The sequence below is a fragment of the Pseudomonas sp. P867 genome (assembly GCF_019891455.1).
GTDB classification, from domain to species: domain Bacteria; phylum Pseudomonadota; class Gammaproteobacteria; order Pseudomonadales; family Pseudomonadaceae; genus Aquipseudomonas; species Aquipseudomonas synxantha_A.
Window position 1 is genome coordinate 109,713 of the sequence record NZ_JAFLXB010000011.1, and the last position, 16,289, is coordinate 126,001.

16 protein-coding genes and 2 riboswitches are annotated in these 16,289 nt (G+C 61.9%); of the genes, 10 read left to right on the forward strand and 6 right to left on the reverse strand.

What is annotated here, in order from left to right; translation table 11 throughout:
* Window positions 1-388: 388 nt before the first annotated feature.
* Complete coding sequence (nfuA, locus tag J1G33_RS20030) at window positions 389-973, forward strand: Fe-S biogenesis protein NfuA (RefSeq protein ID WP_003190728.1); 585 nt, start codon at window positions 389-391, stop codon at window positions 971-973.
* Window positions 974-1,096: 123 nt separating this feature from the next.
* Here nfuA and cobM read toward each other — a convergent pair whose 3' ends face one another.
* From cobM to J1G33_RS20055, 5 genes are all read right to left on the reverse strand, one after another.
* Window positions 1,097-1,843 (reverse strand): precorrin-4 C(11)-methyltransferase, encoded by a 747-nt coding sequence (gene cobM / locus J1G33_RS20035; protein ID WP_078821508.1) that lies wholly within the window; start codon window positions 1,841-1,843, stop codon window positions 1,097-1,099.
* A gap of 71 nt (window positions 1,844-1,914) precedes the next feature.
* Window positions 1,915-2,307: a cobalamin biosynthesis protein gene (locus tag J1G33_RS20040; RefSeq protein WP_032875943.1), complete on the reverse strand. Its 393-nt coding sequence runs from the start codon at window positions 2,305-2,307 to the stop codon at window positions 1,915-1,917.
* Window positions 2,304-3,008 (reverse strand): CbtA family protein, encoded by a 705-nt coding sequence (locus J1G33_RS20045; RefSeq protein WP_032875940.1) that lies wholly within the window; start codon window positions 3,006-3,008, stop codon window positions 2,304-2,306. Before J1G33_RS20045 ends, J1G33_RS20040 begins: the two co-directional genes overlap by 4 nt.
* Window positions 3,009-3,019: 11 nt before the next feature.
* The gene (locus tag J1G33_RS20050) at window positions 3,020-3,208 is read right to left on the reverse strand and encodes a CbtB-domain containing protein (protein ID WP_032875937.1); all 189 of its coding nucleotides are present in this window, start codon (window positions 3,206-3,208) and stop codon (window positions 3,020-3,022) included.
* Window positions 3,209-3,304: 96 nt separating this feature from the next.
* A riboswitch (cobalamin riboswitch) is annotated at window positions 3,305-3,519 on the reverse strand.
* A 118-nt stretch (window positions 3,520-3,637) separates the two neighbouring features.
* Window positions 3,638-4,207, reverse strand: a complete 570-nt coding sequence (locus tag J1G33_RS20055; protein ID WP_177327389.1) for a hypothetical protein — start codon at window positions 4,205-4,207, stop codon at window positions 3,638-3,640.
* Window positions 4,208-4,471: 264 nt separating this feature from the next.
* Window positions 4,472-4,672, forward strand: a riboswitch (cobalamin riboswitch).
* A gap of 91 nt (window positions 4,673-4,763) precedes the next feature.
* Between J1G33_RS20055 and cobW the strand changes: the two genes are divergently transcribed.
* Genes cobW through J1G33_RS20075 form a run of 4 tightly spaced genes read left to right on the forward strand, consistent with a single transcriptional unit; the run spans window position 4,764 to window position 11,243 of the window.
* Entirely contained in the window at window positions 4,764-5,825 is a 1,062-nt protein-coding gene (gene cobW, locus J1G33_RS20060; RefSeq protein WP_032875935.1) for a cobalamin biosynthesis protein CobW, read from the forward strand.
* Between the two features lie 2 nt (window positions 5,826-5,827).
* Window positions 5,828-9,589, forward strand: a complete 3,762-nt coding sequence (gene cobN, locus J1G33_RS20065; protein ID WP_223018596.1) for a cobaltochelatase subunit CobN — start codon at window positions 5,828-5,830, stop codon at window positions 9,587-9,589.
* Window positions 9,589-10,587, forward strand: a complete 999-nt coding sequence (locus J1G33_RS20070; protein WP_223018597.1) for an AAA family ATPase — start codon at window positions 9,589-9,591, stop codon at window positions 10,585-10,587. The genes cobN and J1G33_RS20070 overlap by 1 nt, the downstream gene beginning before the upstream one ends.
* Before the next feature lie 53 nt (window positions 10,588-10,640).
* A complete protein-coding gene (locus J1G33_RS20075) occupies window positions 10,641-11,243 on the forward strand; it encodes a VWA domain-containing protein (RefSeq protein WP_032880973.1) in 603 nt (200 codons plus the stop codon).
* Window positions 11,244-11,357: 114 nt separating this feature from the next.
* On the opposite strand, the gene J1G33_RS20080 is transcribed toward J1G33_RS20075, so the two are convergent.
* Complete coding sequence (locus J1G33_RS20080; RefSeq protein WP_223018598.1) at window positions 11,358-12,305, reverse strand: DUF1853 family protein; 948 nt, start codon at window positions 12,303-12,305, stop codon at window positions 11,358-11,360.
* 145 nt (window positions 12,306-12,450) lie between these two features.
* Between J1G33_RS20080 and J1G33_RS20085 the strand changes: the two genes are divergently transcribed.
* From J1G33_RS20085 to J1G33_RS20105, 5 genes are read left to right on the forward strand one after another with little or no spacing between them, the layout of a single operon-like run.
* Window positions 12,451-13,341 (forward strand): NAD(+) kinase, encoded by an 891-nt coding sequence (locus J1G33_RS20085; RefSeq protein ID WP_003217892.1) that lies wholly within the window; start codon window positions 12,451-12,453, stop codon window positions 13,339-13,341.
* A complete protein-coding gene (locus tag J1G33_RS20090) occupies window positions 13,338-14,312 on the forward strand; it encodes a metallophosphoesterase (RefSeq protein ID WP_164365996.1) in 975 nt (324 codons plus the stop codon). Before J1G33_RS20085 ends, J1G33_RS20090 begins: the two co-directional genes overlap by 4 nt.
* The gene (locus J1G33_RS20095; protein ID WP_122734680.1) at window positions 14,309-15,178 is read left to right on the forward strand and encodes a rhomboid family intramembrane serine protease; all 870 of its coding nucleotides are present in this window, start codon (window positions 14,309-14,311) and stop codon (window positions 15,176-15,178) included. The genes J1G33_RS20090 and J1G33_RS20095 overlap by 4 nt, the downstream gene beginning before the upstream one ends.
* A 14-nt stretch (window positions 15,179-15,192) precedes the next feature.
* A complete protein-coding gene (locus tag J1G33_RS20100) occupies window positions 15,193-15,453 on the forward strand; it encodes a DUF1315 family protein (RefSeq protein ID WP_005788688.1) in 261 nt (86 codons plus the stop codon).
* Window positions 15,450-16,280: a DUF2797 domain-containing protein gene (locus J1G33_RS20105; protein ID WP_005788687.1), complete on the forward strand. Its 831-nt coding sequence runs from the start codon at window positions 15,450-15,452 to the stop codon at window positions 16,278-16,280. The genes J1G33_RS20100 and J1G33_RS20105 overlap by 4 nt, the downstream gene beginning before the upstream one ends.
* The last annotated feature ends 9 nt before the right edge of the window (window positions 16,281-16,289 follow it).

Here is a 16,289-nt window from a genome sequence, read left to right on the forward strand (position 1 = left end):
CCAATGCGGAATCTTGCGGGGGGTAATAATAACAATCAGAAGCGGGTGACGACTTCAGTGGGATGTGTGCGGTCACGTAATCAATCAAATGGTCCAGATGCGCTGGCTGTTCAGGCAAACCCTTGAAATGGAAACTCTGCATAGCAATACTCATTGAATCCTCACAACCAATAGCCGAAGAGGATTCACTATATTCAGCATGATTTTGCGGGAGGCCTATATAACTAGGTGCAAGGCAGGCGTTGGCGATCGATCTGTTTTCACGGGCAATGGGGCGGTTGTTCGCCATCGGTCAGGGGGATAGGGGGCTTTTCCGACAAAAATGCTCGGACTTTGTACCTGCGTAATAATTTGGCGTAAACTGCCGGCAAGCCTGTGAGGAGTTTCCATGACTGCCATAACCATTACCGACGCCGCCCACGATTACCTGGCTGACCTGCTGTCCAAGCAGAACACCCCGGGTATCGGCATCCGCGTCTTTATCACCCAGCCCGGCACCCAGTACGCCGAGACCTGCATTGCCTACTGCAAGCCTGGTGAAGAGAAGCCTGAAGACACCGCCCTGGGGCTGAAAAGCTTCACCGCGTACATCGATGCCTTCAGCGAAGCTTTCCTTGACGACGCCGTAGTCGACTACGCCACCGATCGCATGGGCGGCCAGTTGACTATCAAGGCGCCCAACGCCAAGGTGCCCAACGTTAACGCCGACAGCCCGGTCAATGAGCGGATCAACTACTACCTGCAAACCGAGATCAACCCGGGGCTGGCCAGCCACGGCGGTCAGGTGAGCCTGATCGACGTAGTGGATGACGGTATCGCGGTATTGAAGTTCGGCGGCGGCTGCCAGGGTTGCGGCCAGGCGGACGTGACTCTGCGCGAGGGCATCGAGCGCACCTTGCTTGAGCGTATTCCTGAGCTCAAGGGTGTGCGCGACGTGACTGATCACACGCAGAAAGAAAACGCCTACTACTGAGTAAGGTGTTCACTGCGAGCTTAAAAGACGGCGCCCCGTGAGCGCCGTTTTTTTATGCTCTAAATTCAGCCAGCTATGATGATTGTCTGATAGTTTGGATTGGCTGTGGTTCAGTCCATATCTTCAAGGACGATAGAGGTGGGCGTGACCTGCGCGGTACAGCGAGGATTCGCCAAAGCTATCATTTGCCAACACCCGCCCGACCACAATCAGCGCCGTACGCCGAAAGCCTTTAGTCGCGACCTTCTGGGCAATATCACTCAACGAACCCACCACCCAATCCTGGTCCGGCCATGTCGCGCGGTGCACCACGGCGATCGGGCAATCTGCACCATAGTGCGGCAGCAGCTCAGCGACGATCCTGTCCAGATGATTGACCCCCAAGTGAATGGCCATTGTCGTGCCGTGCCGGGCCAGGCTGTCGAAGTCCTCACCCGCCGGCATGCTGGTTTTATCCGCATAACGGGTCAGGATCACACTCTGGGCAATGTCCGGCAGGGTCAGTTCGGTTTCCAGCAACGCCGCGCAGGCAGCCACCGCCGTGACCCCGGGAATGATCTGAAAGGGAATGCCCAGCTCGCGCAAGTGACGGATTTGCTCACCAATCGCCCCATACAGGCTCGGGTCGCCGGAGTGCACGCGCGCCACATCCTGGCCTTGCGCATGGGCGGCTTTGATCACGTCGATGATCTGTTCCAGGTGCAGCTCGGCACTGTTGACCACCTGGCGTGCCTGATGACCTTCCAGTACTGCCGCAGGCACCAGCGAGCCAGCGTAGATGATCACCGGGCAGCTGCGGATCAGCCGCTGGCCCTTGACGGTAATCAGTTCCGGGTCGCCGGGGCCTGCGCCGATGAAGTAGACGGTCATGGGGAATTCCTGTTGAAAAAACGGGCGAGCATGAAGATTGCTCATGATCGAGAGCGGCAATTATCGGGATTTTAACCGGCGCAGGCTAATGCAAGGGTGGCCTGGATGGTTTTCTTGCGGGTGATGAGCAGGTGGGCAGGGCCGTGGGCGAGTTGCTCGGCCAAGGCCAATGCGGCACTTTCGGCGATGCCGTAACAGCCGGTATGGCTAAATGCTACGTCTGATTTGTGGCTCAGCCGATGTTCAAAGCCGGCCAGTTGTTCGGCGCTGAAACACTGCAAGGGCAGGCTCAATAATTGGGCCAGGGCCACCAACCCCGGCTCAGCCTGTTTGCGATCAATGCTCGCCAGCGCGGTAATGCGTTGGCGTTCAATGCCGCCTTCGGCGAGGGCGCTATCAAGGAGTTCCAGCAGGGTTCGGACATCACAACCCCGCTGGCAACCCAGGCCGACGACGAGGGTCATGCCGAGTAGTGTTCGTCGCGGTTACGGCGAAACAGCCAGGCACTGATCAGACCAAGGGCCAGCCAGAACGCCACATTGGTCAACTGCGATGCGATCTTGAACTGGGCTTCGAGGGCCTCAGGGGCCAGCATCGAGTGGACTTCCGGCTGCGGAGCGCCAATCACGTGGGGTACGGCGACGATCGCCACGCCCAGCACTTTGAGTAACCAGCCGCGACCGAACACCAGCAAAGCAATGCCAGCAGCGGTAGACGCGGCAGTGCCGATCCACCAGATCTGCCGTTGCGCCAGATCAGCGGCGGCGGTGCCCGGCAGTTCAGGCGGCAGGCCCAAGGTCGGCGCAAGTACGAATGTCGCGTAACCGGCCAGGCCCCACAGTAGCCCTTGAGCTGTACGGGTTGGTGCGCGCAGGGTGTACAGGCCGGCCAGCATCAGCGCAAACCCGACCGCAACGACCAGGTTGCCACCGGTGGTCGACAGCACGCGCTGCCAGCCATCTTCCGGCTCCCAGGCTTCGGCGTCGTGGGTGTGGGCAGCGGTGCCAGCAGCATGTTCATGGGGGACTTCGGCAACAGCTGGAGCCTTTTCAAAGGTCTCCGCCTGCAAAATCAACGGCGCGACCCACAAGCTTTGCAGCAGGGTCAGCAGCAGGGCGGCCAATAAGCCGGTGAACCCTGCGGTTTGGGCAATACGCTTGATCATGTCGGCAGGTCTCAGTGGCACGGGAACGCGGCGCTGTGGCGGGTATCGTGGGCCGCGTTGTGCACGGCTTCGATATGGGAGAAACCGGCGAAATACACCAGGCACGCACCAAGGATTGACGCACCGATGGCGGCGGTCAGGCGTTGGCTCAAGGTGGCAGTGCTGCTGGCGGAGTGCGAAGTGCTGCTGATGATCGACATGGCGCGTCCCTTTCAGGTATCAGGGTGAAACGAGCGCATGAAAACCCCGCGAGCCAGGCACGCAGGGTTCTGAACAGCGCCCGCCCACCGCGGGTTTGTTATCTGATATTTTCGGGCCGGTCTCCGGGCTTGCGAGGGGCGGCTCTTGATAGAGTCCATCCTGACAAGCGTCTCCTTCCCATGCACAGCACAGTGGATTTGACGCTTCGCTCGCTTACCGTTGCGGGGGCAGCACCGGACTGGCCATAAGTCTATGACGCACCGGTTTCCCGTTTCACCCTGTGAAGGGCACCCGAAACAAGATGTGTAGGAGAGCATGACGCAGTGATGTGCGTCAAACTGATACGTAGTGACGAACGCAGCTTGCCTGTCGAAACCTTGCCATCTTGTATCAAGCACCGCCGACTGTGTTGTATCTGACCGAACTAATCAGGTGAGTCGGTAATCCAGCAAAATCGCAAAGTGCTCTCCCATATAAGTTGGCTTTGTTAACATGTGCTCGATGTTTTCAATATCAAATCTCCCATCTTCCGCGCCGGGCCGGCCATGGTCACCAATTCCGATATCTAACTCACGAAGTACCCGAGGGTTCTGCAGGAGTATTTTGGCATAGAGGGTTGCCTCGGCGGAAAAAGCTCTGGTGGTTGGTATTTGACCTGCCGCTTCTTTCAATTCGTTAAAGTTTACAAATCGGTCGTTTTCGCCTGCGGCGTACTCACGAAAGTGCTTTTTTATCCCATTTATCAGATCGTCTTGGAAGCAATGGAGTAGGGGGCCACGTTTGCTGATCCCTTGTTCCACAAGGCTGCTCATAAGCGGCTCTGATCGTTTGAATCGCGGTAAGTTGCCGCGAGCGTTCAGGGCTGCGGGAGGGTTGTCCTGAGAATCCAGCGGCGCACGCCCAACAGCGTCAGCACTGACGGGCTGTTTGTTATTGAGTGCACCCGTATTGTTAAAAAGAGCGAGGGGGGTGGGCGCGTTAGAAGTCGATATCAGCATGATTCATTCCTGAAGCCAATGGATTAAAATTCGCCACATTTCAAAAACACTCCGCTAATTGCGAAATGGCAGGAGTCTCTGTATGAAATGAGCACTGCTGCGTGGTGTCGTTCTGCGCGTCCGTTCCGTATTGAATATGACATCATATTGCAGGGCGCTTTTGCGGGATCGGCGCAAGCCTTACAAAGACTGAGTTGGTCAAGGCACAGGCTGGGTAAGTTTATGCTTTAGGCGGCGCGACATTGACCCGCTCCGTTGCACTGCGTAGCCTTGCACCCTCGAGGTTCTTCGGCCCAGGTCGAAGCTAAGAAGGGAACGCGGTTCAAGCCGCGGCTGCCCCCGCAACTGTGAAGGGTTCAGTTGACTGCCACGCCACTGCCGAGACGGCGGGAAGGCGCAGTCAGCGTTGGTCACAAGACCTGCACGCCCCAAGCCAGGAGACCTGCCTCGTCACCGATTTTCCAATTCAACCGGGCGGGGTGATCCGGTGACGAAATCCGCTGCTGCGCGCGCCGCAGGGCCTGTCGTCCCGTATGCCCGCCCCAAAGGGCATCCGATGAAAACACTGGCCAAACTCCCCGTCACCATCGTTACCGGCTTCCTCGGCTCGGGCAAGACCACGTTGCTGCGCCACATGCTCGATAACGCCCAGGGCCGTCGCATAGCCGTGATCGTCAACGAGTTCGGCGAACTGGGCATTGACGGCGAAATCCTCAAGCAATGCTCCATCGGGTGTACCGAAGAAGAAGCCAACGGCCGCGTGTACGAACTGGCCAACGGCTGCCTGTGCTGCACCGTGCAGGAAGAGTTCTTCCCGGTGATGCGCGAACTGGTCGCCCGTCGTGGTGACCTTGACCATATCCTGATCGAAACCTCGGGGCTGGCCTTGCCAAAACCCTTGGTGCAAGCGTTCCAGTGGCCGGAAATCCGCAGCGCCTGCACGGTTGACGCGGTGATCACGGTGGTCGACAGCCCGGCCGTGGCCGCCGGCACTTTCGCTGCGTTCCCGGATCAAGTCGACGCCCAGCGCAAACTGGACCCGAACCTGGACCACGAGTCGCCTTTGCACGAGCTGTTCGCCGACCAACTGGCCAGCGCCGACCTGGTGATCCTCAACAAAGCCGACCTGATCAGCACCGAAGACCTGGCCCGCGTGCGCCTGGAAGTGGCCGAGGAGCTGCCGCCGGCGGTTAAGATCATCGAAGCCAGCAGCGGTCGCCTGCCATTGGACGTGCTGATCGGCCTGGGTGCCGGCTCCGAAGAGCATATCGACGCTCGCCACAGCCATCACGATCATCACCATGAAGGCGAAGACGACCACGATCACGATGCTTTCGACTCCATCTCCATCGACCTGCCTCAAGCCGACGAAGCACTGTTGCTGGACGCCCTGACCCAATTGGTGGTGCAACACGGCATTTTGCGCGTCAAAGGCTTTGCTGCTATCCCGAACAAGCCGATGCGCCTGCTGATCCAGGGCGTGGGCACACGCTTTGACAAGCACTTCGACCGTGCCTGGGGTGCCGATGAAGCGCGTATCACGCGCCTGGTGCTGATCGGTCAGGAGCTGGACGCCGCTGGCCTTGAAGCGCAATTGCGCGCTGCCCTCAGCGTTTAACCATGCACCTGCTCAGGACCCAACCCGGTGGTTTCGTCGCGGACGACAATATTGCCGACCTTGGCCAAACCCCCGCCGAGCTGGTGATCCTGTGCAGCGGTGACTCCAGCCTGGCGCTGCTGGCCGAAGCCGCCCAGCAGTTGCCCGAGGATTACCCCAGCCTGCGCCTGGCCAACCCGATGCAGGTGCAGAACCACGCCTCGGTCGACCTGTACGTCGATGAGGTGTTGCGTCACGCCAAGGTCATCCTGGTTTCCTTGCATGGCGGCATTGGTTATTGGCGCTACGGCATCGAGCGCCTGGTGGAGTTGGCCGAGCGTGGCGCCACGTTGATCCTGGTGCCGGGGGATGATCGTCCAGATCCGGAACTCAGCGGCCTGAGCACTGTTGCTGCTGAACAGCGCGAGCGTCTGTGGCACTTTTTGCGCCAGGGCGGCCTTGGCAATGCGTTGGACTTTTATCACTGCCTGGCCAGCGCCCATCTGGGCCGCGACTATGCCTGGGCCGAGCCACAAACCTTGCCGCGTACGGCGATCTATCACCCGCACAAAGCCAATGCCCGCCTCAATGACTGGCAGGCGGATTGGCGCGCCGACTTCCCCGTGGCCGCGGTGCTGTTCTACCGCTCCCACTTGCAGGCGGCCAATACCGGGTTTATCGATGTGTTCTGCCAGCGCTTGCAGGCAGCGGGCCTGAACCCATTGCCCATCGCAGTGGCCAGTTTGAAAGAGCCCGGTTGCCTCACAGTGGTCGAGGACCTGTTGGACGACGTGCAAGTTGCGGTGATCCTCAACACCACAGGCTTTGCCCAATCCAGCCCCGAAGCGCCGCATCTGCGACCGTTTCGGCGCAACGTCCCGGTGATCCAGGCGATCTGCGCCCAGGATAACCAGCCCGGCTGGGAAGCCAGCGAACAGGGGCTCGGCCCCCGCGACCTGGCCATGCATATTGCCTTGCCCGAGCTGGATGGGCGCATCATCAGCCGGCCGATCAGCTTCAAGGACCTGGCCTGGCGCAGCGAGCGCAGCCAGTCTGACGTGGTGTGCTACCGCGCAGCGCCCGAGCGCATGGATTTTGTCGCTGAACTGGCGCGGCGTTGGGTTGACTTGGCCCGGGTGCCGAATGCCGACAAACGCATCGCCCTGATCCTCGCCAACTACCCGACCCGTGACGGTCGCATCGGTAACGGTGTGGGCCTGGACACGCCAGCAGCGGCGCTGAATATCCTGCGGGCCTTGCAGGTTGAAGGCTATCCGGTGGCGCCGGCGCTTGCGGACAGCGGCACCGCACTGATCCACGAGCTGCTCGGCGGTGTCACCAACGACCTCGACAGCCTCGACCAGCGCCCGTGCCATCAAAGCCTGGGCCTGGCCGAGTACCAGGCGTTGTTCGATCGACTGCCCGAGTCCAATCGCCAGGCCGTGCTGGAACGTTGGGGTGCTCCACAAAACGATCCAATGTTCCGCGACGGCCGCATGATGATCGCCGGCCTGCGCCTGGGCCTGACCTTCGTCGGCATCCAGCCGGCCCGGGGTTACCAGGTTGACGCCAGCGCCGTGTACCACGACCCGGACCTGGTGCCGCCCCATGGGTACCTGGCGTTCTATTTCTGGCTGCGTCACACCTACGGCGCACACGGCGTGATTCATGTGGGCAAGCACGGCAACCTGGAGTGGTTGCCGGGCAAGGGCGTGGGCCTGTCGGAAAACTGCTGGCCGGATGCATTGCTGGGGCCGCTGCCCAATATCTACCCGTTTATCGTCAACGACCCGGGCGAGGGTGCCCAGGCCAAGCGGCGTACCCAGGCCGTGATCATCGACCATCTGATGCCACCGTTGACCCGTGCCGAAACCTACGGCCCGTTGCGTAACCTTGAGTTGTTGGCCGACGAGTATTACGAGGCGCAATTGCTCGACCCGCGCCGCGCCCTTGAGTTGCAAAAAGACATTCTCAAGCTGGTGCGCGAAACCCGCATCGACCAGGAGCTGGAGTTGGACAGCGAGACTGACGCCGACATCTGGTTGCCGCGCCTGGACACCTACCTGTGCGATTTGAAGGAGTCGCAGATCCGCGACGGCCTGCATGTCTTTGGCGAGTCGCCCGAGGGCCGCTTGCGCATCGACACCTTGCTGGCGTTGCTGCGCATTCCGCGTGGCGATGGCCGTGGCCCGCAATCGAGCCTGTTGCGGGTGCTGGCCAAGGCCTTCGAACTGGGCTTCGATCCGCTCGATTGCGCCTTGGCCGAACCATGGACGGGGCGGCGCCCGTTGGTACTGCAAAAGATCGACGGGCAGTTGTGGCGCACCGCCGGCGATACCCGCGAACGCCTGGAGCTTTACGCAACGCGCTTGATCGAGCAGGCGCTGGAAGGCCCTGTCGAGCAGTTGGAAGAGCCTGGCTGGGAGGACGTCAAGTCGGTCGTCGAAAGCCTGCGCATCGTGGTGGCGCCACGCCTGGACGCCTGCGGCCCGGCGGAAATGCGCGGCCTGCTCGATGCCTTGAGCGGGCGCTTCGTCCCGGCAGGGCCCAGCGGTGCGCCCAGTCGCGGACGCCTGGATGTGCTGCCGACCGGGCGTAACTTCTTTACCGTGGACGTACGCAACCTGCCAACCACCACAGCCTGGCGCATCGGTTTCCAATCGGCCAACCTGATTCTGGAACGCCATCTACAGGATCATGGCGATCATTTGCGCCAACTCGGCCTGTCGGTATGGGGCACGGCCACCATGCGCACCGGCGGTGATGATATCGCCCAGGCCATGGCGCTGATGGGCGTGCGCCCGGTATGGGCCACCGGCAGCCAGCGGGTCGACGATTTTGAAATCCTGCCGATCAGCCTGCTGGATCGCCCGCGTGTCGACGTGACCCTGCGCGTGTCCGGCTTCTTCCGCGATGCCTTCGCCAACCTGATCCGCCTGTTCGACGCAGCGGTGCAGGCGGTGGCGGCCCTGGATGAACCGGACGACATGAACCCTTTGGCCGCCAAGGTGCGCAGCGAGCGCCAGGCGCTGGTTGAGTCGGGCCTGAATGCAGAGGCTGCGGCCAAGCAGGCCGGCTGGCGCATCTTCGGCGCCAAACCGGGCGCCTATGGCGCGGGCGTGCAGGGCGCGGTTGACGGGCGCCTGTGGCAGAGCCGCGAGGACTTGGCCGAGGTCTACCTCAACTGGGGCGGCTATGCCTACGGGGGCTCCGATGAAGGCACCGCCGCCCGCGAGCAGTTTGCCCAGCGCCTGAGCCAAGTGCAGGCGGTGTTGCAGAACCAGGACAACCGCGAGCACGACTTGCTCGATTCCAATGATTACTACCAATTCCAGGGCGGTATGCTCGCCGCCGTGGAAACCCTGAGCGGTGACAAGGCCGCCAGTTATCATGGCGACCACAGTCAGCCGGACTTGCCCAGAATCCGCACCTTGAAGGAAGAGCTGAACCGGGTGATCCGCGCCCGCGCCGCCAACCCCAAGTGGATCGAAGGCGTGAAACGCCATGGCTATAAAGGCGCGTTTGAAATGGCCGCGACCGTGGACAACCTGTTCGCTTTCGACGCCACCACCGCGTTGATCGACGACCATCAATATGCACTGCTCGCCGATGCCTACCTGCTGGACCCTGACACCCGGGCGTTTGTGCAGCAGCACAACCCCGATGCCCTGCGCGACATGACCGAGCGTATGCTCGAAGCCCAGCAGCGGGGCATGTGGCAGGCGCCGGGGGCTTATCGCGAAGCACTGGAAAACCTCTTGCTGGATATAGAAGAAGACAGCTGATGACCGAGATTCCCCATTTTCCGCTGTCCGCCGTGGTCGGTGCTGACGACCTGAAACTGGCGCTGTGCCTGACCGCCATCGACCCCCGCATCGGCGGCGTGCTGATCGAAGGCCCGCGAGGCATGGCCAAGTCGACCCTGGCCCGTGGGCTGGCGGACCTCCTCGCCAGTGGCCAGTTCGTGACTTTGCCCCTGGGCGCGACCGAGGAACGCCTGGTCGGCACGTTGGACCTGGAAGCCGCACTGGGCGAAGGCCGTGCACAATTTTCCTCCGGCGTGTTGGCCAAGGCTGACGGCGGCGTGCTGTATGTGGATGAAGTCAACCTGCTGGCCGACCATTTGGTGGACCTGCTGTTGGACGTGGCCGCCAGCGGCACCAACCTGATCGAGCGCGACGGTATTTCCCATCGGCATTCGGCGCGCTTTGTGCTGATCGGCACCATGAACCCGGAGGAGGGGGAGTTGCGCCCGCAGTTGCTCGACCGCTTTGGTTTCAATGTGGCGCTGAGCGGGCAGACCTTGCCCGCCGAACGTGGGCAGATCATTCGTCGTCGTCTGGATTTCGACAGTGATCCGGCGGCCTTCTGCGCGCAGTGGGCCGCGCCGCAAGCCGAGTTGCGCGAACGCTGCACGCAGGCGCGGGCGCGACTCGACAGCATCGACCTGGACGATCACGCGTTGGCGCAGATTACCGCACGCTGCTTTGCCGCAGGCGTGGACGGTATGCGCGCCGACCTGGTCTGGCTGCGTGGTGCCCGGGCCCATGCGGCGTGGCGAGGCGCGTCAGCCATTGCCGAGCAAGACATCGAAGCGGTGGCCGAGTTTGCCTTGCGCCATCGCCGTCAGCAGCAAACGCCCGCGGCCGCACCGCCGAATCAAGGGCAGTCGTCGAAACCGTCTGAAAGCTCGCCCGGCCAAGGCCAATGGGGCGATATGCCTGCGCCGGCCTTGCCCACGGGCGCCCGCCGCGATGTGCCGGCCTGGCCAAAAAAGCCCTAGGCATTCGCCCCCGACCTGACGCGGGGGCGGATGCCCGGCCCCAGGCGGGGCGACTGGACAACGGCAGGCAGGGCAAGGCGCGCAGCGCACAGAAAGGCAGGATCAATTGGCCGGGTACGTTGCTCGGTGGACGGCCACAATGCCGTGATGATCTGCTGTTCCACCTGCGTAGCCGTTCGGCGCCGGAACTGTGGTTGGTAATCGTCGATGCCTCGGCGTCCACCCGGCGCCATCGGGCGTTGACCGATGCCAAGGGTTTGTTGGCTCAGCTGTTCGACGACGCTTATCGGCAACGGGCGCGCATGGCGCTGTTGACGGCCAGCGGATCAGCGCCGAAGTGGCAGGTGCAGGGCTTGAAGGCGGCAAAGGGATTGACGGGTTGGCTGGAGCAGTTAGGCGCCGGTGGCGGTACGCCATTGCTCGCCGCCTTGAGCGAGGCCGGGCAGTGGCTCAAAGCGCGGCGCAAGCGTTACCCGGCGCAGCAACAGCGATTGCTGGTGATCACTGATGGTCGGCTCAAAGCCATTGATGGGTTGCCGCCGTTGGAGTGTCCGGGGTTACTGGTAGACATTGAGCGCGGGCCGATCAGGTTGGGACGGGCTCAGGAGTTGGCGATGGGGTTGCAGTTGGATTATCAGCATATCGATGATGTGTAGTGCCTGGGCAATCGACATCGGGAGCAAGCCCCCTCCCACATTTTTCAGTGCGCCGCACTACCTTGTGGGAGGGGGCTTGCCCCCGATGGCTGCCTTGAATACACCGAGGATTTATCAGCCTGCCCCCGGCACATTCGGCCAAAGATCCGCCACCAGAAACAACCGCTCCGCTTCCTCCCAGTCCTCACCGTTCTGCACCATCCGAACCAGTAACTGCGCCGGTGCCATCGGATCCAGGTCCTTCAGCCAGCTTTGCATCTGCGCTTCATTCCACACTTGATCCGCCGTGTAATGCGCAGGTGCCAACCAGGCGTGGCGGGGCAGGGGTTGCCAGTGGCCGGGTGGGCGGGTGCTGACAAAATCCGACCAGTCACGCTGATGCAACCAGCAACCACGCAGATGCTGCGGGTGGGCGCCGATTGGGGGTTGCGCCGTGCCAGGCCAGGGATAGAGCAGATAACCGCCCAGCCACAAATGCGCATTGAACACCTGGATATCCAGCGCCGCCAAGACGTCGCGGCTCTCGGCCCGCGCAGAAATCGGCAGTTGATGTTCGGCCAGGTGCGCCAGCTTGCGGTCCAGCCGGTCATGGCAGCCCGGCCCGAGCCATAGCGCGGTGTCCTGGCCATTGCCGTCCTGTGGGCCAAGATAGAGTTTGATCGCCAGTTCCAGATGGTGCACGCCATCGCGGTCGCGCAACAGCATGTCCAGTTCGCCCAGGGTATGCCCGGCGCGGCGGATCGGCAGGTTGGCGGCCAGCAATTCCACACCCGGCGCGTGCTGCACGGCAAACTGCCACAGGCGCTCGTAATAGAGGCCCAGGCGCCGTGTGCGCGACAGGCTGAGCCACTGCTGCAGGGCGCTGCTGTCCTGATCAAGCGCACGCAGCCAATGCTCAAGCCGGTGTGGCGCCTGCACCCAGTCACTGCCGGCCAGCGGGTGGCGCTGCGGCCACGGCGTTTGCGCCAGCATGGGCGGGGCGAGGATCACCCACGCCAGGTCGCGCACCTCGGGGTGGCGCAATTGGCGGGGCAAGTTGTGCAAGTCAGGGAACACGGTCATGGTCCGAGCATAGCCTTTTCAGCCGGGTGAAGGTGTCTGAGAACCATTGTCATCAAGGCGTGGCGGCGACAAAGGATTTTGCCTGAGGCGGCCTTTCGCCCATAATCGTTCTTTTTTGCCGCACCCCAAATCCCGCAGGAGCCCCATGGAGCAATTTCGCAATATCGGCATTATCGGTCGCCTGGGCAGTACCCAGGTGTTGGACACCGTCCGCCGGCTGAAGAAGTTTCTGCTCGAGCGCCACCTGCATGTGATCCTCGAAGACACCATCGCCGAAATCCTCCCGGGCCACGGCCTGCAGACCTCGTCGCGCAAGATGCTCGGCGAGGTCTGCGACATGGTCATCGTGGTCGGCGGCGATGGCAGCCTGCTCGGCGCCGCCCGGGCGCTGGCGCGGCATAACGTGCCGGTGCTGGGGATCAACCGCGGCAGCCTGGGGTTTCTGACCGACATCCGCCCCGATGAGCTGGAAGTCGAAGTGGCCAAGGTGCTCGACGGCCATTACCTGGTGGAAAACCGCTTCCTGCTGCAAGCCGAAGTGCGCCGCCATGGCGAGGCGATCGGCCAGGGCGATGCCCTCAACGATGTGGTGCTGCACCCGGGCAAATCCACGCGGATGATCGAGTTCGAGCTGTATATCGACGGCCAGTTCGTGTGCAGCCAGAAGGCCGACGGCCTGATTGTCGCCACGCCTACTGGCTCCACCGCGTATGCACTATCGGCCGGTGGCCCGATCATGCATCCCAAGCTCGATGCCATTGTGATCGTGCCGATGTACCCCCATATGTTGTCCAGCAGACCGATTGTGGTCGATGGCAACAGCGAGCTGAAAATCGTGGTGTCCAAAGACATGCAGATCTACCCGCAAGTCTCCTGCGACGGGCAGAACCATTTCACCTGCGCCCCCGGTGACACCATCACCGTGAGCAAGAAGGCACAGAAGTTGCGCTTGATCCACCCGCTGGATCACAACTACTACGAAGTGTGCCGTACCAAGTTGGGCTGGGGCAGCCGCTTGGGGGGTGGGGGCGACTGATGCTCGATCCCGCGCGTAGCTACGACCTGATTGGTGACGTGCACGGTTGCGCTCATACCCTTGAGCACTTGCTCGACCAATTGGGTTACCACAAGCAGGGCGGCACCTGGCGCCATCCGTCGCGCATGGCGGTGTTCCTGGGCGATATCATCGACCGTGGCCCACGTATCCGCGAGGCGCTGCATATCGTCCACGATATGACCGTGGCCGGGCAGGCGCTGTGCATCATGGGCAACCATGAGTTCAATGCGCTGGGCTGGACCACCCCGGCACCACCCGGCAGCGGCAGGCAGTTCGTGCGCGAGCACAACCCACGTCATGCGCGGTTGATCCAAGAGACCCTGACCCAGTTCGAGCACCACCCGGCCGACTGGCACGACTTCCTCGGCTGGTTCTACGACATGCCGCTGTTTGTCGATGCCGGGCGTTTTCGCGTGGTGCACGCGTGCTGGGATGAAGGCTTCATCCAGCCATTGCGCGCCACCTTCCCGGATGGCTGCATCGACCAGCACTTCCTGCAAGCCGCCGCCGTACCGGGCAGCTTCGCCTGCAACGCCTTCGATCGGCTGTTGCGCGGCACCGATATGCGCCTGCCCGACGGCCTGACCCTGACCGGCGGCGATGGCTTGACGCGGTCGTTCTTCCGCACCAAGTTCTGGGAAGATGACCCCAAGACCTACGGTGACATCGTGTTCCAGCCCGACGCTTTGCCAGAGCCGGTGGCGCGCACGCCGTTGTCGTCCACCGAAAAGAATTCCCTGCTGCGCTACGGCGTCGACGAGCCGTTGTTGTTCGTCGGCCATTACTGGCGCAGTGGCAAACCGGCGCCGATCCGCCCGAACCTGGCTTGCCTGGACTACAGCGCGGTGCTGTACGGCAAGCTGGTGGCGTATCGACTCGACCAGGAAACCCAACTGGATCCGCGTAAATTTGTATGGGTCGACGTTGAGCGACCCGAGGCCATTCCATGAGTACCGTAGCCGTATTGCGCTTGCCCCTGAGTGTCGACCTGGGTGGTTTCGTCAAGTTGCTGCAACGCATGCAAGTGCCCCATCGCGTCAGTGAAGAGGCGGGTGAGCAAGTGTTGTGGGTGCCTGAAACCATCAGCGATGACGTGCGCGTGTTGTATCAACGCTTTCCTGCCGGCGACCCGGACCAGCAGTTGGATATTCCCGAACAGGCACCGGTTGCTCGGCCAGGCTTTGTCCAGCAAGTACGCCATAGCCCGGTCACCGCGCTGGTGTTGCTGGCCAGCCTCATCGTCGGTGCCGTGACGTTGCTCGGCGAAAACCTGCAAGCCATGGCCTGGCTGACGTTCCTGCCTTTCCGGGTGCTGGGCGAGTACATCCAGTTCACACCGCTGGCCGACACGCTCGCTTCAGGGCAGTGGTGGCGATTGGTCACGCCGATGCTGATCCACTTCGGCATCCTGCACCTGGCCATGAACGGCATGTGGTACTGGGAGTTGGGCCGGCGCATCGAAGCGCGCCAGGGCAGTATCAACTTGCTGGGGCTGACCCTGTTGTTCAGCCTGGTCTCCAACTACGCGCAATACGCTTATGGCGGCCCTGGCCTGTTCGGTGGCTTGTCCGGTGTGTTGTATGGCCTGCTCGGGCATTGCTGGATCTTTCAACTATTGTCACCCAACCCAGCCTATCGCCTGCCCCGTGGGGTGCTGGTGATGATGCTGGTGTGGCTGCTGCTCTGCCTGTCGGGGCTGGTCTCGATGATCGGCTTCGGCCAAATCGCCAACGCGGCCCATGTCGGCGGCCTGGTTATCGGTTGCCTCACCGGTTTGCTCGGCGGGCTGTACAACCGTCGCAAATCGTCTATTTGATAAGGAAGAGCCGAATGTCCTCTTTTGCTGAAATGATCGAAAACATCACCCCCGATATCTACGAAAGCCTCAAGCTGGCCGTGGAAATCGGCAAATGGTCCGATGGCCGCAAGCTCACCGCCGAACAGCGCGAATTGTCCCTGCAAGCGATGATCGCCTGGGAGATCCAGAACCTGCCCGAAGAGCAGCGTACCGGCTATATGGGCCCGCAGGAATGCGCGTCCAAGTCGGAGCCGGTGGCGAACATCCTGTTCAAGTCGGATGCGATCCATTGATTGAAATTGGTCGCGGTGCAGTCAGCAAAATGTCGGCGCAACTTGGTGAACCGACCGTTCAATATGCGTTTCGCCTGGGCGATGTCGAGGTGCCGGTCAATCCGATGATCGGCACCCATGTGCGCCTGGAGTACCTGGGTGCCATTCATTGCAGCCATTGCGGGCGCAAGACCAAGACCAGCTTCAGTCAAGGGTATTGCTACCCGTGCATGACCAAGCTGGCCCAGTGTGACCTGTGCATCATGAGCCCCGAGCGTTGCCATTACGACGCCGGCACCTGCCGTGATCCAGGCTGGGGCGAAAAATTCTGCATGACCGACCATGTGGTGTACCTGGCCAATTCGTCGGGGGTCAAGGTCGGCATCACGCGTGCCACCCAGCTGCCCACCCGCTGGCTGGACCAGGGTGCCAGCCAGGCATTGCCGATCATGCGCGTGTCGACTCGCCAGCAGTCCGGCTTCGTCGAAGACCTGTTCCGCAGCCAGGTGGCCGACAAGACCAACTGGCGCGCCTTGCTCAAGGGCGACGCGCAATCGGTGGACCTCAAGCAGGTGCGCGATGAGCTGTTCGCCTCCTGCGCCGAAGGCTTGCTGGGTTTGCAGGAACGCTTTGGCCTGCAAGCCATCCAAACCATTGCCGACATCGAGCCGATTGAAATCCGCTACCCGGTCGAGCAGTATCCGACCAAGATCGTCAGCTTCAACCTGGACAAGAACCCGATTGCCGAAGGCACGCTGCTGGGGATCAAGGGCCAATACCTGATCTTCGATACCGGCGTCATCAATATTCGTAAATACACGGCCTACCAGCTCGCCGTGCATCAGTAGAAGGATCCC